Raw genomic sequence first — 20,681 nt, forward strand, 5'->3', positions numbered from 1 at the left:
GCCATTCGCGTAGCGTGGCCATTCGCGTAGCGTGGCCATTCGCGTAGCGTGGCCATTCGCGTAGCGTGGCCATTCGCGTAGCGTGGCCATTCGCGTAGCGTGGCCATTCGCGTAGCGTGGCCATTCGCGTAGCGTGGCCATTCGCGTAGCGTGGCCATTCGCGTAGCGTGGCCAAAGCCTGTGCCACAAAGCACCTCAAGCAGCGTGGGCCAAAAGCCCACGGCTGACGGCTGACCGCTGACCGCTGACCGCTGACCGCTGACCGCTGACCGCACCTCAAGTAGCGCATATGCTTACCAAAAATTTCTAGAGTAAACCACCAGAGGTTGGCCTCTAATGTCAAAAAACCCTTAATATAGAAATAATCGGCGGTCAGTATAGTTCTAAGATTTAGTAACTGTGGCAAGAACTTCAATTCAGTCTCAAGGTAGCCAGGCGATTCAATATCCTGACCGAACTACTAAGCGTGCAGAGCAAGCAATGCGCTGTTTGCCATTCCGGATGCCTCTATTGGCAGCGATGGGTTCTAGCAGTGTTCCACTCTTATCTATAGTAGGTCTTGAAGGAGTCAAGAGAAACTACACAACGCGGCCTAGGTCGGAATTGGCAGTAGAAAATGATTTAATGTGGTTGATTCAAGTGGGTGTATTACGTCGAGAAGTAGACGGTCAGGGAATTACGGATAGTTTTCGATTGACACCTTTGGGTCGTCAGTTGTTAGAAAAGTGGGAACGGCTTGGAGAAACCTTACCTCCACCCTCACTATCAGATCGACTCCATCATACCTTGAATCGCTGGGTGACATACTCCCACACTGAATCAAAGATTACAGTGTGGGCTTCTTACCAACTCCAGCCATTGCTTAGGATACTCGGTAAGCTTTATTGACGATACGGGATGCCCCTCCGCACCGGAACAATACAATAAGTTCTATTTTTTAGGCAAGTAGGTGGCGGTTAGCTCTTAATTTGATTGACCCTACTACTTTCATTATAAACGATATAAACGATTTTGAGTTCCCTACTTGTTAAAAACTCTGATCAGGTTTCATCTAGGAGATGAAACCTGATCAGAGGGTCGCCTTTATAGTTGGCAGTCTGTGAGTTAAGGGTTAAATCTCTTTGTAGTAAGGCGACCCTCTGATTGCGGTAACTTCAAGCACTCATGGCGTAGCATTGAGATGTGATGCTTCTCGCGGTTGAAGCTAAGATTGTCGGTTTAAATCAAGTTGGTGACAGGGTGATATATAAATTTATTTCATCTAGGCTAGTTCTGACCCCCTAACCCTGAATTATGAAAGCGATTATGGTGGTGGGTACTACATCCCACGCAGGAAAATCCTTGATAAGCACAGCTCTATGTCGCCTTCTTTCGCGACAAGGCTGGCGTGTCTGTCCCTTTAAGGGTCAGAACATGGCTCTAAATGCCTATGTGACACCTAATGGCGGAGAAATTGGACATGCCCAAGCAGTACAAGCTTGGGCTGCGGGTGTCATTCCCTGTGTGGAAATGAACCCAATTTTACTTAAACCCCAAGGTGACATGACCTCCCAGGTCATTCTTATGGGTAAAGCCGTAGGGAAGGTTAGTGCTGGGGAGTACTACGAAAAGTACTTTGATAAGGGTTGGCAGGTGATTGAAGAATCACTGCGACGTTTAACCAATGAGTTTGATTTAGTCGTGTGCGAGGGAGCTGGTAGCCCAGTAGAAATTAATATCAAGCACCGCGACTTGACCAATATGCGAGTGGCGCGGTACCTCAAAGCTCCCACCTTGCTGGTGGTAGATATTGACCGTGGAGGGTCTTTTGCTCAGGTAATCGGTACTCTCGAACTCCTCGAACCAGAGGAGAGAGCTTTGATTAAAGGTGTCGTGATTAATAAGTTTAGGGGTCAGCGATCGCTTTTGGACCCCGGGATAAAATGGTTAGAAGAACGCACTGGTATTCCTGTCGTTGGAGTTATTCCGTGGATTGATATACTGTTTCCCGCTGAAGATTCCCTTGACTTACTAGATCGCAACACCAGGAACAAGTCCAATAAGGAAGTCACTATCGTAGTAATTCGTTTACCTCGAATTTCTAACTTTACTGATTTTGACCCCCTCGAAGCTGAACCCAGCGTCTTTTTGAAATATCTGTCACCAAATGAAACCTTGGGATATCCAGATGCAGTGATTCTCCCAGGGACAAAAACTACCATTGCGGACATGATGGTACTCCAAAAAAGTGGCATGGCTGAGCAAATTCAAAACTACGCTGCCTCAGGTGGGACAATTTTGGGAATTTGTGGGGGATTCCAAATGCTAGGCAAAACCCTAGTTGATCCCGATGGATTAGAGGGTAAACAGGGACGTCATCCAGGATTAGGCTTGTTGCCCTTAAAAACCTTGATTACCAGTGGCAAAGTTGCCCGTCAGCGGATGGTGACCTCCAATTATCCCCAAGTTGGCTTACCCATTACCGGTTACGAAATTCATCAGGGGCGTTCGCGACTGCTTGAGGCGGAGATGGGAGATAATAAATCTGCTTATCGAGCGTTATTCGATGACCATGGTTTGGGCATTGTTGACGTGAATCAATCAATTTGGGGCAGCTATCTCCATGGCATGTTTGACAATAGTCCTTGGCGACGTTCCTGGTTGAATCAACTGCGCTCCAGACGAGGGCTACCTTCTCTCCCTACTGGGGTTGTCAACTATCGGGAACAACGAGAAGCGCTTTTGAATTCACTGGCTGATACTATCGAATCTCATCTTGATTTAACCCCGATTTTAAGGTCTTAGACTGTTAACTATCAGATTATTATTGTCAAAAGTAAAAAGTAAAATTGAGAATGGAAAATGGTTAAGTAAAATTATTAATTAAAAATTCAACTAATTAACAATAAACAAATAAATTAAATGACTAATCAAACATGAGTGTGAGCGTTCGCTTTCTACCAGATGATGTAACAGTTGAGGCCGAAGTCGGAGAAACCATCCTTTTGGTGGCTGAACGTGCTGGTGTGTTCATTGCCACAGGTTGCCTGATGGGTTCTTGTCATGCCTGTGAGGTAGAGATAGAAAATGGACCGACTGTTTGTTCTTGTATCACTGCTGTACCTGCAGGTTATGAACAGCTGACGATTAATCTATACTCTGACACCAATTGGTAGTCTATAAATACCATGGCAATTGGCTTTGGTCAAGGTCACTATTAGAATTTAGAATGCAGAATGGTGAATTTGGAATTCTACATTCTAAATTCACCATTCTGCATTCTGACCGACAACCTTGGCCAAAAGGCCACGCAATCGCGTTCAACCTACCCTACACCGAATCGCCTTGGGTGAACAACCTTGGCCAAAAGGCCACGCAATCGCGTTCAACCTTGGCCAAAAGGCCACGCAATCGCGTTCAACCTCCAACCTTCAACCTTCAACCAATTTGCCATTAGCAATTTTCTCTGGTAACTGCTCAATAATGCCACCTCCAAGCACCAGCTCCCCGTCATACAGAACAGCAGCCTGTCCTGGGGTGATGCTGAATTGTGGTTCATCGAACACTAATTTGATCCGATTTCCTTCTAGAGGAATCACATTCACAGGTACAGCAGGTGAGCGATAGCGAACTTGCACAGAAGCTCGAATGGGAACAGTAGGTTCCTGAATCGATACCCAATTGACCCGATGAACAGTACATTCAGGTTGGGTGGCTTGGTGGCGTTCCCCTACAATTACCCGATTCCTGGCTGCATCCAGGGCAATCACATACAAGGGATTGGGAGCAGCTATACCTAGCCCTTTCCGTTGTCCAATGGTGTAGTGGTGAATTCCCTGATGTTGCCCTACCACATTTCCATCCAAGTCCACGATGTCACCTGTGGTTTGGGAAATATACTTGTCCAGGAACTTCTGCATGGAACCGTGGGATTCGATTAAACACAAGTCCTGACTTTCTGGTTTATCAGCAGTCTTGAGATTATACTCAGCAGCCAGGCGTCGCGTTTCTGTTTTCTTCAGTTCTCCCAAAGGAAATAGGGAAGCCGCCAGCAGGTCTTGAGTCAAGTCATACAGGAAGTATGACTGGTCTTTTGTCAAGTCTAGTGCTCGCCGCAATTGATAGCGATCGCATTCGGCATCATAAGTAATCCGGGCATAGTGACCTGTGGCTATTTTATCAATCCCCAATGTCTCATGGGCATAGGTCAGCATCGGACCAAACTTCACTGCCTTGTTGCACTGAGAACAGGGAAGTGGAGTAATCCCAGATTGGTAACCCGAGACTAAGTAATCCACAATGTTTTCCTGAAAAACATCGCGACTGTCCACAATATGGTGGGGAATCCCTAATTGTTCACAGATAAACGCTGCATCGACCATTCCCTCAGAGCAGCATTGACCCTTCCCTTTCATTAACCAAAGGGTCAATCCTACAACTTCATATCCTTTGTGATGGAGGGTGGCGGCAGCTACGGAACTGTCTACCCCACCAGACAAGCCAACGACAACTTTATTCATCAACTCAACAGATTTCTGCCTTAGGGAGGTATTGCATTGTATAGTATTATTGTAGTCCTCCTGACCCTTAAGTCCTTCTACCTTAAGTCGAGTGGGCAAAGTGGGATTTCACTCCTATCCTGGAATCATAGAGTATTAGGATAACTCTGGGAGTATCAGTGTTCATGGCTGGTTTTGGAAATTTGGTTCAAAAAGCGTTTTATCTAGGCGTCGGTATAGCTGCTGCAGCAGGGGAGAGAGCTGGGGGAACCTTGTCCGAAGTGCGAGGTCAAGCTCAGAAACTGGTAGATGAACTGGTAGAAAAAGGGGAGATGACTACCGAGGAAGCCCGTAAACTGGTTGAAGATTTAGTGCAACAGGGGCAACAGCAATCCTCTCAAGCTAACCCTAATGATCCTAAACCTGAGCCGCGCCGGATTGAGATTATTACTGATGAGGAAGAAGAATCAGCACCACCCCAAGAGCAGGATGTTGACAAACTACGCCAGCAGGTGCAAGCTATGCAAGAAGAATTGCGTCGGCTAAAGCGCTAACTTATAGCACTTATTTAGCACTTATAATTAATTTGTGAACAACCTAGGGGTTGAGCACATGATGTTTGTTTAGTAAATGTCTACTATGGAAGATGATTGGTCTAAAAGTATTTATGAAACCCTGGAATCAGTGGCTAATATGGTCGATGAGTTCTTCGAGGGTGTCAGTGAGGTGGTTGAGGAGTTTGCCAATGAAGTTGAGGAGTTTGCCAATGAGGTAGACAATGCCATTGGTGCGGAAATTGACCAGTGTTTGCAAGAGATTGTTGAACCGTTTGTTGAGATTTATTTTGACTTTGAGGTTATGGTCAGTGAAACAGACGAGGATTTTCCTGATTCCGTGACACCATCCTCACAGAAACATCCCGCTTGCATAGGTTGCCGTCATTATCACGGTCAAGCCTACGGTGGAAATTTATTAGTCTGCGCTATGCATCCCTATGGTTGGGACACAGAAGATTGTCCTGACTGGGAATCCCATCCTAGAAATTCCTCAAATCGTTTCTAATCCTAGCAAAACCAATGAGTAATTCCTTTACCCAGGAACAAGCATCACCAGAAGTAGACACACCCCAGATTAAATACGGTGAACAGGAGATTGCCCAAGCAAAACTTATTACCTTTCCCAATCCCCGTATCGGTCGTCCCTATCACATAAACATCACCTTACCGGAATTTACTTGCAAGTGCCCGTTTTCTGGTTATCCGGACTTTGCCACGATTTACATCACCTACGTTCCCAATCAACTGGTGGTAGAACTAAAGGCCCTTAAGTTGTATATCAATACATACCGCGATCGCTACATCTCCCATGAAGAGAGTATCAACCAAATTTTAGATGACTTCGTAGCCGCCTGTAACCCGGAAGATGTCACCATCAAGGGGGATTTTAACCCACGGGGTAATGTTCACACCGTTGTAGAAGTGCGACACCAAAAGTAATCGGTACAAAGGTCATAGGTAATCTTGAGGATCCAGTAAACAATTCCGATATAAACGGAAAATATAGCACTTGCGATCAATTCAGATTGACCCTAGGTGGCGGCAACATAGAACTCTTGAGTTTTTGCTTCAACACTAACCAAAGGAAGACCGGAGCATCAAACAGGTATCGCCGCCACAATCGTCGTGGTTCAGATATTAGCCTGTGTAACCATTCTAAGCCTACCTCGCTCATCCAGACAGGGGACCTTGGTTTGGTTCCTGCTTCAAAATCAAGGGTGGCACCTACTGCCATGAATATTTTAATGCTTGGTAATTGATCTTTGTACTTGTGTATCCACTTTTCTTGTTTAGGCGCACCAACTCCCACAGCTAGTACTGTAGCTCCAGAGTTGTTAACCATTTCTATGATTTCTTGGCATTCAGCTTCATTTTTATCAAATCCGAATGATGGGGAGTGCGCAGCGATAACCATTTCTCTGCCAACTTTAGCATTGACATTTTCTTGAGCTTTTTTAGCGACTCCTTCTCGTCCACCTAAGAGAAATATTTTAATAGTCTCATTGTTTCTGTGATAATTATAAAAAGCTGGAAAAAGGTCAGAACCAGAAATTTTCTCCTGTATGGGTGACCCCAAAAACCTTGACGCATAATACACAACTTTACTATCACATAATCTATAATCGGCAATTCGATATGCCTTCATGAATTCAGGGTCTTTTTGTAGCTTGACTAAGTGATCGACATTGGGAGTAAAAATCACCCCGGTCTCGAGCCGCTTTAAAAGCTCTGACTTTGAGATATTATCAATCTCTAAGTTTAGGATTTTGACTATTTCTCTCATGTTTAACCTTTTTACGATGTCTCTCCTAGCTAAGGGATAAGCACTAAAAACAGCCAAGCTTTTCCCAACAATCTTCAGTCTTGGAGCCGAACTCAGTCAATTGGCCATTTACCGATCGGCTAACCAAGTTAGCTTGATACTGTTTCGAGCAAGATTTTATTTGGGAAAGAATAAAATTACATTATCACAGTTTTAGTAATTTTACTATAAATTTGACTATAGTAGCTCTGAAAAATTGGTAAATACCCTTAGGTGCCCTTGACCCGTAATTAAATTCGCCACGGGTCAAGGGCACCTGTTTTATAGATAGCTGAACCTATAGATATTCCCTAATCAAAAAAACAGTAATCCCTTGATGTAGATTACACCAGGGTTTTATAACAACTATCTCATAAATTTGACATAAATCTATTTTGGCATTAGCATTAAGCTCTACTTTATTGTGTTAATAAGCGATTAATTTCGATCATTACAGTGTTAATTATTTAACGAAATATTTCATCTAATTGTCACAGCGTGATCTAGATCGTATCGAGGTTAGAATTGGTGACTAATTATAACGTTATAGATTAGAGTCAACTGTGATTGAATCAATCAGGCTGTCTGGGAATGAATTCAATTTTCCATCCTCCTAGTCAACCCCGATGTAAATCCGGATATCCCGATCTGATTAGATGCTTATAGCTGAAAAACCTCAAGTCAATTCCTGTCTATAATCCTTAATAAGGATAGCTTATTATAGGCTTTATTTAGGCTTTATTTAGGCTTTATTTATTTGTTTTTTTTAGGGATTTACTTTAATTAAAATTACTGGTTTTTACGGTTACACCAGTCCTCCTTTATGGTTAATTGATGGTTGGTTAATGGTTAATTTTACCATTAATATCATAGCCTATGGGCGAGTCCCGGCTAGTATTTTCTCTGAGCTTAATAAAATCTTTAAATAGTCTTCATCGACTCTACATAAATGAGCTAACGATGGTAATTTTTACTGATCACGAGTCGTTGTCTTGATCAGGTAGTCTTGATCAGGTTTATGGCTTATTTTAAGAAGATTTTTTAGCAGGTAGTAGCTCACCAGCAGAGTCTGAGAATTAGTCGAGCTAACAAATGCCTCAACTCTTTGCTACTTATACAATGAGACTACATAGTGTGATCGATAGCAGTAGTCTTTACAGAAACTTTATAAAAGTCCACTCTAAGATTCATCGATCCTTCAACCTTCATCTGTGTGAAGCCGACTATTGTTATTTGTAGGGTTAGATGCTGAGCTAAACTAGGCACACTAATTAACCTACCAGAAAATTACCCACAGATCTACCAACCAAAACCATGAGAAACCCAGTAATTGCCATTGGCTTGGATGCTGCCGACCCTGCCTTGATAGAGCAATGGATATCTCAAGGGCATCTGAAAAATCTGCGTCGCTTACGAGAACAGGGATCTTACGGACGTCTAAAGACATACGAATACTACCGGGCTGAGACTCCGTGGACAACATTCCTCACTGGTTGTTCTCCTGAGCAAACAGGATACTGGGCACCTCTGAAAATTAAGGAAGGCACTTACGAAGTAGAAGACATTCAAGCCTACGACTTTGCTGAGTATCAACCCTTCTATGCCTTGGGAGATGACTATCGGGTGGCAGTCTTTGATATGCCTCAAGCTCCCCTGTCCAATCAGGTCAATGGGTTGCAAGTTCTCGCTTGGGGAGCTCACTCTCCTCTGACTCCAAGTCATTCCATACCCAAATCCTTGCTACAGGATGTGATTGATAAGCATGGTGAGCATCCTGTCTTACGCAAAGACCATGCCAGTATTATGGATGTGGCAGCACTCAAGGGTCTTCAGGAACAACTGGAGATTGGTATCGCACGCCGGGGTGCCATTTGTCAAGACTTGTTGGAGCAGATGCCGTGGGATTTCTTCTTAACAATCTTTGGTGAAACCCATACTGCAGGGCATTACTTCTGGCACCTGAGTCAGCCGGATCATCCTCTCTACCCATCTGTAGGTGCTAAATGCCCTGGAGATCCCGTGTTAGAAATTTTTGAAGCTATTGACGAAGCCATTGGTGGAATTTTGAGCAAAGCCCCGGATAATGCCCAGGTCGTAGTATTTGCTGCCCATGGTATGGGGTCTAACGTCATGGATCTACCGAGTATGTTGTTCCTGCCAGAATTTCTCTATCGCTGGAGTTTCCCAGGTAAATATGGCATTGGTCGTGGCAACTATGGTCAACCCCCAGAACCCCTAGTCAATGATGCCAGGGCGAAAAAGGGTTGGATGGGGAAAGTGTGGAGCCTCAAGCATGAATCGAATCCACTCAAAGGTTTTTTAAGACGTCAACTCCCTACCAAACTTTTCAATCCTATCGCACCCTTGTTTGGTTCCACTCCTGGACCAGATCTCATTTCTCCGTTCAAGATGCAGGCAGAATCCGATCCATTCTTTTTCCAGAGTCCATCGTGGTACCAACCCTGCTGGCCTCAGATGAAAGCATTCGCGCTGCCTAGTTATTCGGAAGGATATATCAGGATTAATCTCCAGGGAAGGGAACCTCACGGTATTGTCCCCCCTGATCAGTACGATGCTGTATGTGAGGAATTGACTCAAAAACTTTACCAGCTTAAAGATGCTCGCACTGGGGAACCAATGGTGAAGGAAATTATCCGCACCCGCCAATCGGCAACTGAAACTGGTCCGAAATTACCTGATGGTGACTTAGTCGTGATCTGGCAAGAAAAATATGCCACTGACGTAGTAGATAGTCCCGATATTGGACGCATTGGTCCAGTTCCCTTTAATCGTACTGGTTCTCACCGCTCTGATGGCTTTTTGGTGATTCAAGGACAAGATATTGAGCCAGGTTCTAGTTTACCAGCTGGTCATTCTCTAGATTTAGCCCCCACTATTCTGAATTTGATGGGAGCGCCGATTCCTGACTATTTTCAGGGTAAGCCCCTCTCGGCAATTAAAGAAACTGTTGTGGTTGGTTAACTTAAACTTAACCATAGCGTTTGTATTTGAGATGTAAACCTAGAAGGTCTTTTGTGATTTTGCAATAAAACTCCGGAGCTCTTGCCCCTCTTTGATCGATGGCTCTTGCCTCTTGCATTTTTCGGCAATACGGCTGTTTACAACCTATATACAAACGCTATAGTTACTTACATAGTTTAGTTAGTCGCAATGTGATTAAGTGTTTTTTGTTGAATGTTTTTTGTTGAGTGTTGATCGTCACTCAACACTCAAACAGTCACAGAAACCCCCCTATACTAAGTGTTATCACTAAGTGTTATCACTAAGTAATAGCACTAAGTAATAGTTGTAAACCCACAGATTCTTCAATGTCCATTCTCAAGTTTTGGATAGCAGGGTTAATTACTACCGTAGCAGCAATAGGTGTATCAGTTCCCAGTTGGGCTCTACCACTGTCTCCTGGCGATCGCCTTAGACTCTTTGTGGCTGGCGAAGAAGAAATCCCGGAAGCTGAACGCTTCAGTGCCACCTATGAAGTTAATTTGGATGGTTACATCAAGTTTCCCTACCTAGACCCTATAGCGGCAGCGGGTCGAGAAGTATCAGAAATCGAGGAAGACCTAGTCAAGGCTTTGCTAGAAGGGGGCTTTTTTCAGCCTGATTTCCTTAAAGTCAGCATTCAACTGTTTGAGTGGGCTCCAATTCAGGTAACTGTCGGAGGAGCTGTTTTTGAACCTGGTCGGGTTTTGATTAATGATACGGATTCTAAAGGTCGAGACTTACCGGCATCGATTGCTACTGTCTCAGGAGACTATCCTCCAGAACGCTACCTAACCTTTGCTATTTTAACGGCTGGTGGCATCAAACCAAATGCTAACATTGAACAGGTGCGCTTGGTTCGGGGTGAACAAGAACAGGTCATTGATTTATCTGGTGTCTTCAGCGGATCACCAGTAGAAGATATTCCCTTGATTGCTGGAGACCAAATCATTGTTCCTACTCGGGAGTTGCCTCAATATTATCTAGCCAGACCTTCCCAGCTTACTCCCTCAACTATTCCTGTGTTTTTATCCAATTTGACTAATCCCAATAATGGACGTGAGCTTAGAATCCAGGAAGTTGAATATGGCTCCCGTCTATCTCAAGCTGTAATTGCTGCTAGTTGTGTTGGAGGTACAGAAAGCACAAATGCAGATCGCCGTGCTCTGTTACTGCAAACTGACCGTACTACTGGGGAAACTCTGGCAATAGAACGTTCTGTAGAGGACTTGGTGAAGAAACCTAATGATGAGCAAGTTAATCCAGTGCTGATGCCAAGAGATAGTGTCGCTTGCTATGATTCAACGGTCACTAATGTCAAAAGTGTTTTTGACTTTATTGGCGATATCTTCAATCCCATTCGGATTATTAAAGACATATTTATACCCTAATTCATATTTAGGATAGCTCAAATGTTATAATTAATATATCTATCACAAGTTATAAGCTCACGAGATCTGACTCTTCATCAGGGGTGTATTGGCTAAGGGTTTAAGCCATTGCTTGATAGTGCTATAAAACTATCTGCCAAGTCTTTAATCATATAAAATATAAAAAATTATAACTTAAGACTACAACTTAAGACTACAACTTAAGACTACAACTTAAGACTACAACTTACAACTAAAAATGTGGATTTGCCAGGTGAGATGCTCCAATGACTACTAATTATAAGACTATAGCCCCATATCCCTATGAAAAATCAAATCTCATGCCTCTACGTTGGCTATTTTACTTGTGTTTAGGGATATCTATTAATGCCGGAATTTGGGGCTTAACATTTTTTTATTTGAAATCAGCTCAGCCAACTTATACCAGTACATGGAGAGTATCACTTCCTGTCAATGGCTCATCCACCAGAATTAATATCCCACAATTAGGGGGAGCGAGTTCAGATGTTAGGTCACCATTTGGCGATCGCTCCCATGACCCGAGGGAAAAGATGAAATTCATTGCGGAAAGTAAGCCGGTACTGAAGAATGCTGCCAGTGTACTGAACATGTCCCCTCAAGAGTTGGGCAAGCCTAGGGTCAAAATCGTTGACAATTCAACTATGATGGCCTTTGAAATCAAAGGAGACTCTGCTGAAGAAGCCCAACAGAAAGCTTTTGCTATGTACCAGGCTTTCGAGGATAGACTTGAACAACTTAGGCAAGAAGAATTAGTAGACAATCAGCTACCAGTTCAAGCTGATTTGCAGGCAGCTAAGAAAAATTTAGCAGACATTCAGAGAAGCCTGTCTGAACACAAAGCTAGAACCGGATTGAACTCTAAAGAACAAGTCAACCAGCTATCATCCACTATAGAAAGTTTACGACAACAACAAATCGATTTGTTGGCCCAAGGGCGAGAAGCAAAAGCCAATCTCAGCAACCTCTCAGCTAATCTAAAGTTATCGTCTGGACAAGCTGCTGATGCTTTTGTACTTAAGGCTGATCAGATATTTCAGCAAACCCTAAGGGAATACAGTCAGGCTACCGCAGCCCTGACGGTTTTGAGTTCCAAATACGGTTCCAAGCATCCATCTGTAGTGGACGAAAAGAGCAAGCAAGAAAGTGCTAAAGCAGCTTTGCTACAGCGTAGTCAATCTTTGTTAGGTCGCCCCATGTCTTTGGCAATTATCGACCAGCTCAGTGTTAACTCTGGGCCTGAAACTGGTTCTTCCCGGGAAAATTTGCTGCGCCAAATTGTTGAGGTGCAAGCACGGCAAGAGGGTGTGGAAGCTAGGGCGTGGGTATTAAGCAACCAGATTGCTGAGCTGGAAGCCAAACTCAGACAAATGAGCCAGGATGCCTTGAGGATGGAGATCCTAGAACGCAATATGCGCATTGCGGAAACTATCTATGCTTCAACCTTAACTCAATCAGCGATTGGTCGATTTAACCAATCCCTTTCCTATCCTCAAGTTCAGCTACTAGCTGAACCAAGCTTACCCCCAGACGCGATCGCACCGAAAAAGTCATCGGCTTTACTTGGTGCAACAGCTGGTTCATTGTTAATTAGTGCAGGACTATTTTTACTCTGGTTACGTCCCCATTTGCAAGGTAAATCACAGCCCTCAATCTACGACAAAGTAGAATCGTTTAACTCTGATGTTCCACCCTTACGTTCTCAACCATCAAATAATAGCTTGACAACATCTAATAGCTTAACATCGCCAATGGGGAACCAAAGAAAAGATTTTTGATGCAACTAATCCATTTTTTATCAAGCTAGACATCATAGACTGGCCCCAGTAACCTAAGCCATTAGGCAGCCTTTAATGAAACCGCAAAACTTTGAAGAAAAAGTAGTTTTCTATTATATAATATCCACCTACTTATTATTTTTTTTAGGTGCACAGTTTGTTTTTGCCCCAGCCCTAGCTTGGCTGCTAACCTTTTATCTAATTAAAAAGCTTTGGCAGCAAACATCAGATACTCCACCGGAAGAAAGGATTCGGATTCCCATTGGAGTATGGGTCTGGATTGTTTGCATATCAGTCATTGGCATAGCCTTAGTTGTGGGTCATTTAGATTGGGGTTTCTCAACTGTTAAAACTATAAAATCTTTTATTAACTCCTTTTTGAGAACTTGGGCCCTTCTCGCCTTATTTCCTTTAATTGGTTGCCTCAACATCCGACCACAAATAATCTATAGAGCAATTTCTATCCTTTCCCTACAAACTCTGATCTTGGTGCCAATTACCTATGGGTTAAGTCTGACTGGGTTAGAGATGCCCTTGTATACTAGCACCCTAATGGCAAAAATTGGTGGTAACAGTCAACGTTACTACGCCGTAAGTCCTTACGTGATAAAAAGTGGTGAAACACGCCTTTTCTTATTTGCGCCTTGGGCTCCAGCATTGGCATTTGCCTGTAACGTACACTTTTTCCTGAGTAGTAGAGACCCGGACATAAAGTGGCGTTTTATTGGTATGATTGGCTGTGCTGCTGCAATTGTGGGTTCAGTGTCCCGGATGGGGATAATCTGCTTAGTGGGTATACCAATACTGGTAACATTTTTGGGAAATCTCACCGAACCCGCTATCCAAATTACAGCAGGAATAGGGAGTTTTATTGGTGGTCTATTTGGTCCCCAACTGCTAATGATAGCTAGAAACTTGAAAGACTCTTTTTCCGGTCAAAGATCTGCTTCGTCGCGGGTTAGGTCGGCCTTAGCTCGGCTTTCTCACCGTAAGTGGGAAGAAGATGCACCGATTTGGGGTCATGCCATTAAAGTGGGTAAAGGCCCTGATGTTGTCGCTGGTATGCCTATTGGGAGTCACCACACTTGGTATGGTGCTTTATATACTCATGGAATCGTCGGTTTTATTGGAATATTTATCCCTATAGTCTATACTTTTATAGAGCTTTTAATTAAAGCTCAAAGGAGTAAAGTTGCCACAACAGCACTAACAATACTACTAGTTTGTATCCTGTTCTCGTTTGGGGAAAATCTAGAGGGATTAGCTTACCTCTACTGGCCTGGTTTGGTTGTAGTAGGGATGGGACTAAAATAAAAATGCTCAAGGGGTTTTTAGAGACCTTTTGTGGTAAATTACCATGCAATAATTATATACAAAAAAAGGATAATCGCCATGCCCACCATATCTGTAATAGTTCCAGTTTATAACGGAGAAAAAACTATATTAGAAACGATCCAATCGATTCAAGCACAAACCTTTTCAGATTTTGAGTTAATTATTATTAATGACGGCTCAACTGATGGTACATTAGATGTAATCAGTACAGTCAACGATGATCGATTGAAAGTGTTCTCCTATGAAAATGGCGGATTGCCAGTGGCTCGTAATCGTGGCATTCGTCGCTCTAGGGGCGAATTTATTACGTTTATAGATGCCGATGATTTATGGAAACCCGATAAATTGGAGCTACAGTTAGCAGCACTGCAAAAAAATCCTGAAGCTGGAGTGGCTTACAGTTGGACTGCCTTTATAGATGAGAATAGCAAATTTTTGTTTGCTTGGCAACCACTTTATTGGGAGGGTAATGTTTATCCCGAATTACTAATTCGTAACTTCATATCCAGTGGTTCCAATATCATGGTAAAGCGGAAGTATATTGAAGCCGCTGGAGAATTTGACCCATGCCTAAAATCAGTTGAAGATTGGGATTATTACCTCAGGCTAGCAGCTTTATGTCCTTTTGTACTGGTTCCTAAATACCAAATTCTCTACCGTCGCTCTTCCCAGTCAATGACCTCTAAAGTGGATGTGATGGAGAAGGCGAACCTAATTGTAATTGAAAGAGCATTCAAGGCAGCTCCACCAGAACTTAAGTCTCTTAAAAATAAAAGTTTAGCGAATGCCTATCGTTATCTGGCTAAGCAGTGTATAGCTAATGCTTTTGATGATGAAGGAGTAAAGCTAGCTAGTCAAAAACTTAGCTATTCCATAAAACTTTACCCCAAATTTTTGCTAAGTAAGGAAACTATCCGTCTAATTTTAAAACTATTAATAATCAAAATTATGCCTAAAAAATTAGCTGGACATTTAATCAAACTAATCGGCCAGAAAATGCCGATGGTATCTGTGGATAATCGGATGATTTCAGAGCACTAACTACCACTATAATTTGATAGATATCAATCATCAAAAGGATGGCAGGATGGGAGATCCACTGTGAACATTGTCAAAACAATCGGGAGTCGCATCAAGCACAAACTAGGTAATAGAAGCACTTTTACTCGCAATCTTGGTTGGATGGGAGTGGCCCAGGCATTTATTCGGGTTTCCCGCTTAGGTGCAACGTTTATTTTGCCACGCTTCTTAACTCCCCATGACTTTGGATTAGCTGCACTGGTTCTGACGACCTATGAATATTCACAAACAGTAACGCGGATCGGTGTTCATGCTAGAATTATACAGGCGGAAGCCGATGAACTGGAAGACATTTGTAATAGTGCTTATTGGTTAAATTGGGTACTTTTTGCAAGTCTATTCGTTATGCAGTGCCTTGCTGCTTTTCCAGTTGCGTGGTTTTATAAAGATAACCAACTTATTTTACCCATTTGTCTATTAGCATTTAACTTTTTGATTGCTCCCTTAGGGGCAGTACAGTCAGCACTAATTCAAAGAGATAATCGAATTCAGATAACGGCTACCGCTCGAGCTCTCAGATATGCCACCTCCAATATTTTAACGGCTGTCTTTGCTGTTCTTCATATGGGAATGTGGGCGATAGTACTTCCCATACTAATAGCTAGCCCTATAGAATTCATTACCTATCTGTTCAAACATCCCTGGCGGAGAACTGGCTCTTTCACAACCAAATACTGGGGTAAGATTTTTCGCTTTGGAATCAATTTCCTGGGGATTGAACTTTTAAAGACTCTCAGGGAAACTCTCGACTATCTTATCATTGGTCGCTTTATAGGAATTGACCTATTAGGTGTTTACTACTTTGCTTACAATGCTGGCTTGGGAATTAGCTTAACTATCGTCCAATCGATTACTACTGCTTTATACCCTGCCCTATGTGAAGTACGGACAAACTTATCGAAATTTAAGCAAACATACTTTAACAGTCTGAAGACGATTGGAAGAGTGATTGTTGGTTTTGTTGCTTTACAATCAAGTCTAGTTCCGTTTTATATTCCGATTATGGTTGGGGAAAAAATTCATACGGAAGGCTGGAGTATGGTGGTTCCCATCGTCATTTTAGTTTGCTTATCAGCAATTCCTAGACCCTTTGATATTGCTGGATTTCAGCTTTTAGCAGCCATTGAAAAACCGCACATTGGCTTGCTCTGGAATGTATTATTTACCATGATATTTTCCTGTAGTCTACTGATAGCAGTGAAATGGGGAATCATCACGGTCGCTATATCGGTTTTACTGGTTCATGCGCTTTTAATTCCCTTATTTGTGGTTTGGTCTGCTAGGTATGTCTTTGCTAAACCTGAAACCTCTCCTGTAGCCTTAGAGAATACTGTACTCCAATCTCATACTATACTCCAATCTCACGATGAGACTGATACTGATCAGTTTTATGTCAGCCAATGGACATTATCATTAGCCAGTAGTGGGACATTCCCTAACACTCAGGGTTCTGAATTTCGTGATCCTGACAGTAATAACAGTAATAACAGTAATAACAGTAATAACAGTAATAGCAGTGCCGGGTTAAGCGATCGCTTCGATGATCCCAGAAAACACCTGAAGTTGATAGCTGAAAGTGTGGGGGTTTTAGAAGAAGCGGCAAAGCAGCTAAATATATCTGTAGATAGCTTAGATAAGCCTTCGATTCAACTAATCGATAACTCTACAATGATGGTTTTTGAAATTTCAGGAGTCACCCCTGAGGAAGCGCAACGAAGAGCCTTCGCTATTAATCAGGCGTTTAACAAAAGACTGGAACAACTCAGAAAGCAAGAAATTGCTCAACAACAAAAGACTATCCCAGTTTATATAAAGTCAGCCGAAAACGATCTAGAAAAAGCACAGCAACGCCTAGCTCAAAAAACGGCGAACATAGGATTGCCCTTACACCAGCTCTTAGAGACAATAGAAGCACTACGGCGCAAAAAGATTGAATTACGGCGCAAAAAGATTGAATTGCTAGCTGAGCTAGTACCGACTCAGTCTGATCATAGTCATTGTACAAATACTCAGGTGATGAATCCTGTTCACCATCAGCCTCAAGCTAGCTTATTCCAAGATGATCCACCCTTAGAAATGGATGATATTAAACCACAACTACAAGGTAGTGAGGACAAGGCCAGGGATCTAGAGTTTCAGATTTCTCAGCTTGAAGTAAAACTTAGCAAAATGTCCCAAGATGCCTTGACTCTGGAAATTCTAGAACGAGATTTACGCATTGCACAAACCGTCTATTCCTCTGTTTTAAGCCAATGGGAACTAGTTAAGTCAGACTCATCTATTATGTATTATCCCCAACTGCAATTGGTAGCCGGTCCTACCTTACCCACCAGATCACAAATGCCAGACAGTCTAGTAAACTTGGGCAGAAAATTGTGATCAGTTTCTGGGAGGATAATAGTGCTCACGAGGTAATTTTTAGTGGTCAGTTGTCAGTTTCATATATTTATCTATTTTACCTATTTCAGGATTAATTTTTTAAAAAACGTTTAAATCAAAACTAGTTCTCTTGAAAACCAGTGTCCAAACAATGAAACATGTTTCTGTCATTATTCCAGTCTACGGAGTTGAAAACTATATTGCAGCAGCGGTGCAGTCTGTTCTCGACCAGACCTATACCAACTTTGAAGTGCTCATTATTGACGATGAATCCCCAGACAGTAGTATAAAAATTTGTCAAGAATTTTCGGATCATCGAATTAAGATTATTCATCAAACTAATCGGGGACTTGCTGGAGCGCGAAATACAGGAATTCGCCAGGCCAAAGGAGATTATTTAGCCTTTTTAGATGGGGATGACTTGTGGTTGCCTCAGAAACTGGAAAGACATATTGAACACTTAGAAAAATTTCCAGAGGTAGGGGTTAGTTTTTGCCGTTCTGCATTGATTGATGAATCGGGAAATTTATTGAAAACTTATCTAATGCCTAAGTTAAAGAACATTACCCGATCAGATTTATTCCGGTCTAGTCCTATTGGTAATGGTTCAGCTCCGGTAATTCGACGGGAAGTCTTTGAAGCGATTAGGTATCAAGATAACCTTTACGGCACTACAGAAGATTTTTACTTTGATGAAAACTTCCGCCGCGCTGAAGATATTGAATGTTGGCTACGTATTGCGATTCAGACAGACTGGAAAATTGAGGGAATCCCTGAAGCACTAACCCTATATCGAGTGAATTCAGCCAGTCTTTCAGCGAACTTAGTCAAACAGTTAGATTCCTGGAAACAAGTACTAGCAAAAACTCGCTCCTACGCTCCTGACTTGATTGAGAAGTGGGGAAATTTAGCCCTGGCCTATCGATTGCGAAACTTTGCTCGTAGTGCAGTACGTCTCAAAGATGGACCAATGTCTGTCAAACTAATTAATGGTGCTTTGGCAACTTACTGGCGTCTTCTCTTGGAAGAACCAAGCCGTACCCTTCGGACTTTGGCTGCTGCCTATTTACTTTTGCTGTTGCCTAAGCCCCTATATTACTACCTCGAAGTTCTGGCTGTCAAAGTAGTGGGAATGATCCAAAGACGTCAGATTTTACAAGACAAACTTGGACAATAATTGTCTTAGTCATTCAATATAAGATAAGATGGATTATAAAATGAAAAAAGTTTCCGTCATCACTCCAGTCTACAACGTTGAGAAGTATATTGCTGCTACAGTACAGTCAGTTTTGGATCAAACTTACCAAAGTTTTGAATATTTGCTGATTGATGATGGTTCTCCTGACCAAAGTGTAGAGATTTGCCAGCAGTTCCTAGACCCCAGAATCAAAATTATTCGTCAGGAAAATCAGGGAGCTAATGCAGCAAGGAATGAAGGTATCCGCCAAGCCCAGGGAGAGTATTTAGCATTTTTAGATGGCGATGACCTATGGTTGCCTGAAAAGCTAGAAAAACATATTGAACATTTGGAAAACAATCCCAATTTGGGGATTAGCTTTAGCTGTTCTGGGTTTATCGATGAAGCAGGAAATTCCCTAGGAATCTATCAACTACCCAAGCTAAAGGACATCACCATGGGTGACATCATTTGCCGTAATCCTATTAGTAATGGCTCCTGTGCTGTGTTCCGCAAGGAGGTATTTGAAGCTATTAAGTACCAAGAGACTATTGACGGAAAGACCAAAGACCTTTATTGGGATGAGGGATTGCAAGGGTCACAGGATTTGGATTGTTGGTTTCGCATTGCTATCCAAACCAATTGGCACCTGGAAGGCATTCCTGACTCTTTGACTCTATACCGAGTCAATTCTGGTGGTATATCAGCTAACTTGTTCAAAAAACAAAGGTCTTGGGAACAGGTAATTGAGAAGACTCGTTCCTATGCTCCTGAGGTGGTGGTTGAGTGGGAAAACCGCGCCCGTGCTTACCATTCGAGGTATCTAGCTCGTCGGGCAGTTACCTTGAGAGATGGTGCCATGGCTGTCCAATTCTTCAACGAAGCTCTGGGGAGCTACTGGCAGATGCTCTGGGAAGAACCACGTCGTACCGTGTTAACTGGGGCTGCGGCCTATTTGCTCTGGCTTATACCTGAGAATCTTTACAAGCATATAGAAGCTTTAGCTTTAAAAACCACAGGGTCTTCACAAAAGCGCCGGATTTCTCAAGCAATCAGAGGTACATGAAATTTCATCTATTAGCAAATAGGTAAAGCTCTGCTACCAATACATGCTGGTTAATGGGTAATGGATAATGCCTCTGTCAATCATCCATTACCCATTAACTATCTGTAGCATCTACAGGACTTACGCGGTGAAGTTTATTTCGCCCCCCTATCCCCCCAATTCTGGGGGGGAATGATGTCAAAGTCCCCCAGAATTGGGGGACCAACGGGGGCAAATGCGTAAGTCCTGATCTATAAAGCGATGCAGCAAAGCAACAGGGAGTCTCCACAGGGCAAACAGCGGTGCCGACACAGGTTACCCACACAGCCCCGGGAGCAGGTCTTGCAATGCTTAAACATTAGTACTATTTTCCAGTAGAGCAAGCAATTACCCATGAGGGGGCTATAGATAATGTACAAATATTCATCCAGGACTAGCTCCCCTGATGACCTATTATAGAAGAAGTCAGAAGTCAGAAGTCAGAAGTCAGAAGTCAAACTCTTGCGCTTACTTAGGTTTGAGACTTTTGTCATGTCCGCGCCTGCCCTGGCGACTGCTATACCTATTACCTATTACCCATTACCTATTACCTTAGTACTTTTGTTCGGCAAAAGTGACATGCTCCCCACAGCCCCTCCTCAC

The 20,681-nt window shown here is 42.8% G+C and carries 17 protein-coding genes and 1 pseudogene; 15 read left to right on the plus strand and 3 right to left on the minus strand.

The features are described 5' to 3' along the window. A partial coding sequence (locus BJP37_RS35175; protein ID WP_143727389.1) for a hypothetical protein occupies positions 1-406 on the minus strand: 406 nt, incomplete at its 3' end. Here BJP37_RS35175 and BJP37_RS00005 point away from each other — a divergent pair. The 4 genes and pseudogenes from BJP37_RS00005 to BJP37_RS35180 form a co-directional block, all read left to right on the plus strand. After that, a pseudogene (locus BJP37_RS00005) lies at positions 400-807 on the plus strand (Npun_F0494 family protein); the annotation flags it as partial. The gene BJP37_RS35175 and the pseudogene BJP37_RS00005 sit on opposite strands and share 7 nt — an antisense overlap. Before the next feature lie 486 nt (positions 808-1,293). Then, the gene (cobQ, locus tag BJP37_RS00010) at positions 1,294-2,784 is read left to right on the plus strand and encodes a cobyric acid synthase CobQ (RefSeq protein ID WP_075895506.1); all 1,491 of its coding nucleotides are present in this window, start codon (positions 1,294-1,296) and stop codon (positions 2,782-2,784) included. 131 nt (positions 2,785-2,915) lie between these two features. After that, positions 2,916-3,155 carry a 2Fe-2S iron-sulfur cluster-binding protein gene (locus BJP37_RS00015; RefSeq protein WP_075895508.1) on the plus strand — a complete coding sequence of 80 codons (240 nt, stop codon included), beginning with the start codon at positions 2,916-2,918 and terminating at the stop codon, positions 3,153-3,155. Between the two features lie 53 nt (positions 3,156-3,208). After that, complete coding sequence (locus tag BJP37_RS35180) at positions 3,209-3,436, plus strand: hypothetical protein (RefSeq protein WP_143727390.1); 228 nt, start codon at positions 3,209-3,211, stop codon at positions 3,434-3,436. Here BJP37_RS35180 and mnmA read toward each other — a convergent pair. Continuing rightward, the gene (mnmA, locus tag BJP37_RS00020; RefSeq protein WP_075905600.1) at positions 3,411-4,499 is read right to left on the minus strand and encodes a tRNA 2-thiouridine(34) synthase MnmA; all 1,089 of its coding nucleotides are present in this window, start codon (positions 4,497-4,499) and stop codon (positions 3,411-3,413) included. The two genes, BJP37_RS35180 and mnmA, sit on opposite strands and share 26 nt — an antisense overlap. 164 nt (positions 4,500-4,663) lie before the next feature. On the opposite strand from mnmA, the gene BJP37_RS00025 reads away from it, so the two are divergent. The 3 genes from BJP37_RS00025 (at position 4,664) to queF (ending at position 5,974) form a co-directional block, all read left to right on the plus strand. Beyond that, positions 4,664-5,032, plus strand: coding sequence for a phasin-related domain-containing protein (locus BJP37_RS00025; protein WP_075895510.1), 369 nt, complete (start codon positions 4,664-4,666; stop codon positions 5,030-5,032). Positions 5,033-5,108: 76 nt separating this feature from the next. Beyond that, positions 5,109-5,540, plus strand: a complete 432-nt coding sequence (locus BJP37_RS00030) for a hypothetical protein (protein ID WP_081431013.1) — start codon at positions 5,109-5,111, stop codon at positions 5,538-5,540. A gap of 14 nt (positions 5,541-5,554) precedes the next feature. After that, the gene (gene queF, locus BJP37_RS00035) at positions 5,555-5,974 is read left to right on the plus strand and encodes a preQ(1) synthase (protein ID WP_075895514.1); all 420 of its coding nucleotides are present in this window, start codon (positions 5,555-5,557) and stop codon (positions 5,972-5,974) included. Positions 5,975-6,050: 76 nt separating this feature from the next. On the opposite strand, the gene BJP37_RS00040 is transcribed toward queF, so the two are convergent. Beyond that, the gene (locus BJP37_RS00040; RefSeq protein WP_075895516.1) at positions 6,051-6,818 is read right to left on the minus strand and encodes a WecB/TagA/CpsF family glycosyltransferase; all 768 of its coding nucleotides are present in this window, start codon (positions 6,816-6,818) and stop codon (positions 6,051-6,053) included. 1,332 nt (positions 6,819-8,150) lie between these two features. Between BJP37_RS00040 and BJP37_RS00045 the strand changes: the two genes are divergently transcribed. The 8 genes from BJP37_RS00045 to BJP37_RS00080 all read left to right on the plus strand — a co-directional run bounded on the left by BJP37_RS00045 (position 8,151) and on the right by BJP37_RS00080 (position 20,060). Further along, a complete protein-coding gene (locus BJP37_RS00045) occupies positions 8,151-9,818 on the plus strand; it encodes an alkaline phosphatase family protein (RefSeq protein WP_075895518.1) in 1,668 nt (555 codons plus the stop codon). Positions 9,819-10,165: 347 nt separating this feature from the next. Beyond that, positions 10,166-11,227, plus strand: a complete 1,062-nt coding sequence (locus BJP37_RS00050; protein WP_075895520.1) for a polysaccharide biosynthesis/export family protein — start codon at positions 10,166-10,168, stop codon at positions 11,225-11,227. A 266-nt stretch (positions 11,228-11,493) separates the two neighbouring features. Beyond that, positions 11,494-13,023 (plus strand): GumC family protein, encoded by a 1,530-nt coding sequence (locus BJP37_RS00055; RefSeq protein ID WP_075895522.1) that lies wholly within the window; start codon positions 11,494-11,496, stop codon positions 13,021-13,023. Positions 13,024-13,098: 75 nt separating this feature from the next. Continuing rightward, positions 13,099-14,337, plus strand: a complete 1,239-nt coding sequence (locus BJP37_RS00060) for an O-antigen ligase family protein (RefSeq protein ID WP_075895524.1) — start codon at positions 13,099-13,101, stop codon at positions 14,335-14,337. 78 nt (positions 14,338-14,415) lie between these two features. Then, on the plus strand, positions 14,416-15,399 hold the full coding sequence (locus tag BJP37_RS00065; protein ID WP_075895526.1) for a glycosyltransferase: 984 nt from the start codon (positions 14,416-14,418) through the stop codon (positions 15,397-15,399). 60 nt (positions 15,400-15,459) lie between these two features. Then, positions 15,460-17,817, plus strand: coding sequence for a lipopolysaccharide biosynthesis protein (locus BJP37_RS00070; RefSeq protein WP_075895528.1), 2,358 nt, complete (start codon positions 15,460-15,462; stop codon positions 17,815-17,817). Between the two features lie 130 nt (positions 17,818-17,947). Continuing rightward, complete coding sequence (locus BJP37_RS00075; protein ID WP_499883178.1) at positions 17,948-18,994, plus strand: glycosyltransferase family 2 protein; 1,047 nt, start codon at positions 17,948-17,950, stop codon at positions 18,992-18,994. Positions 18,995-19,034: 40 nt separating this feature from the next. Next, complete coding sequence (locus BJP37_RS00080; RefSeq protein WP_075905602.1) at positions 19,035-20,060, plus strand: glycosyltransferase family 2 protein; 1,026 nt, start codon at positions 19,035-19,037, stop codon at positions 20,058-20,060. Positions 20,061-20,681: the final 621 nt, after the last annotated feature.

The organism is Moorena bouillonii PNG (assembly GCF_001942495.1).
Lineage (GTDB): Bacteria > Cyanobacteriota > Cyanobacteriia > Cyanobacteriales > Coleofasciculaceae > Moorena > Moorena bouillonii.

Excerpts from the sequence above, each read along its gene's own strand:
- BJP37_RS00065 (WP_075895526.1), top strand. The coding sequence starts at position 14,416 with ATGCCCACCATATCTGTAATAGTTCCAGTTTATAACGGAGAAAAAACT.
- BJP37_RS00055 (WP_075895522.1), top strand. The coding sequence starts at position 11,494 with ATGACTACTAATTATAAGACTATAGCCCCATATCCCTATGAAAAATCA.
- BJP37_RS00030 (WP_081431013.1), top strand. The coding sequence starts at position 5,109 with ATGTCTACTATGGAAGATGATTGGTCTAAAAGTATTTATGAAACCCTG.
- BJP37_RS00040 (WP_075895516.1), bottom strand. The coding sequence starts at position 6,818 with ATGAGAGAAATAGTCAAAATCCTAAACTTAGAGATTGATAATATCTCA.
- cobQ (WP_075895506.1), top strand. The coding sequence starts at position 1,294 with ATGAAAGCGATTATGGTGGTGGGTACTACATCCCACGCAGGAAAATCC.
- BJP37_RS00015 (WP_075895508.1), top strand. The coding sequence starts at position 2,916 with ATGAGTGTGAGCGTTCGCTTTCTACCAGATGATGTAACAGTTGAGGCC.
- BJP37_RS35180 (WP_143727390.1), top strand. The coding sequence starts at position 3,209 with ATGCAGAATGGTGAATTTGGAATTCTACATTCTAAATTCACCATTCTG.
- BJP37_RS00060 (WP_075895524.1), top strand. The coding sequence starts at position 13,099 with ATGAAACCGCAAAACTTTGAAGAAAAAGTAGTTTTCTATTATATAATA.
- BJP37_RS00045 (WP_075895518.1), top strand. The coding sequence starts at position 8,151 with ATGAGAAACCCAGTAATTGCCATTGGCTTGGATGCTGCCGACCCTGCC.
- BJP37_RS00025 (WP_075895510.1), top strand. The coding sequence starts at position 4,664 with ATGGCTGGTTTTGGAAATTTGGTTCAAAAAGCGTTTTATCTAGGCGTC.
- BJP37_RS00050 (WP_075895520.1), top strand. The coding sequence starts at position 10,166 with ATGTCCATTCTCAAGTTTTGGATAGCAGGGTTAATTACTACCGTAGCA.
- BJP37_RS00080 (WP_075905602.1), top strand. The coding sequence starts at position 19,035 with ATGAAAAAAGTTTCCGTCATCACTCCAGTCTACAACGTTGAGAAGTAT.
- mnmA (WP_075905600.1), bottom strand. The coding sequence starts at position 4,499 with ATGAATAAAGTTGTCGTTGGCTTGTCTGGTGGGGTAGACAGTTCCGTA.
- queF (WP_075895514.1), top strand. The coding sequence starts at position 5,555 with ATGAGTAATTCCTTTACCCAGGAACAAGCATCACCAGAAGTAGACACA.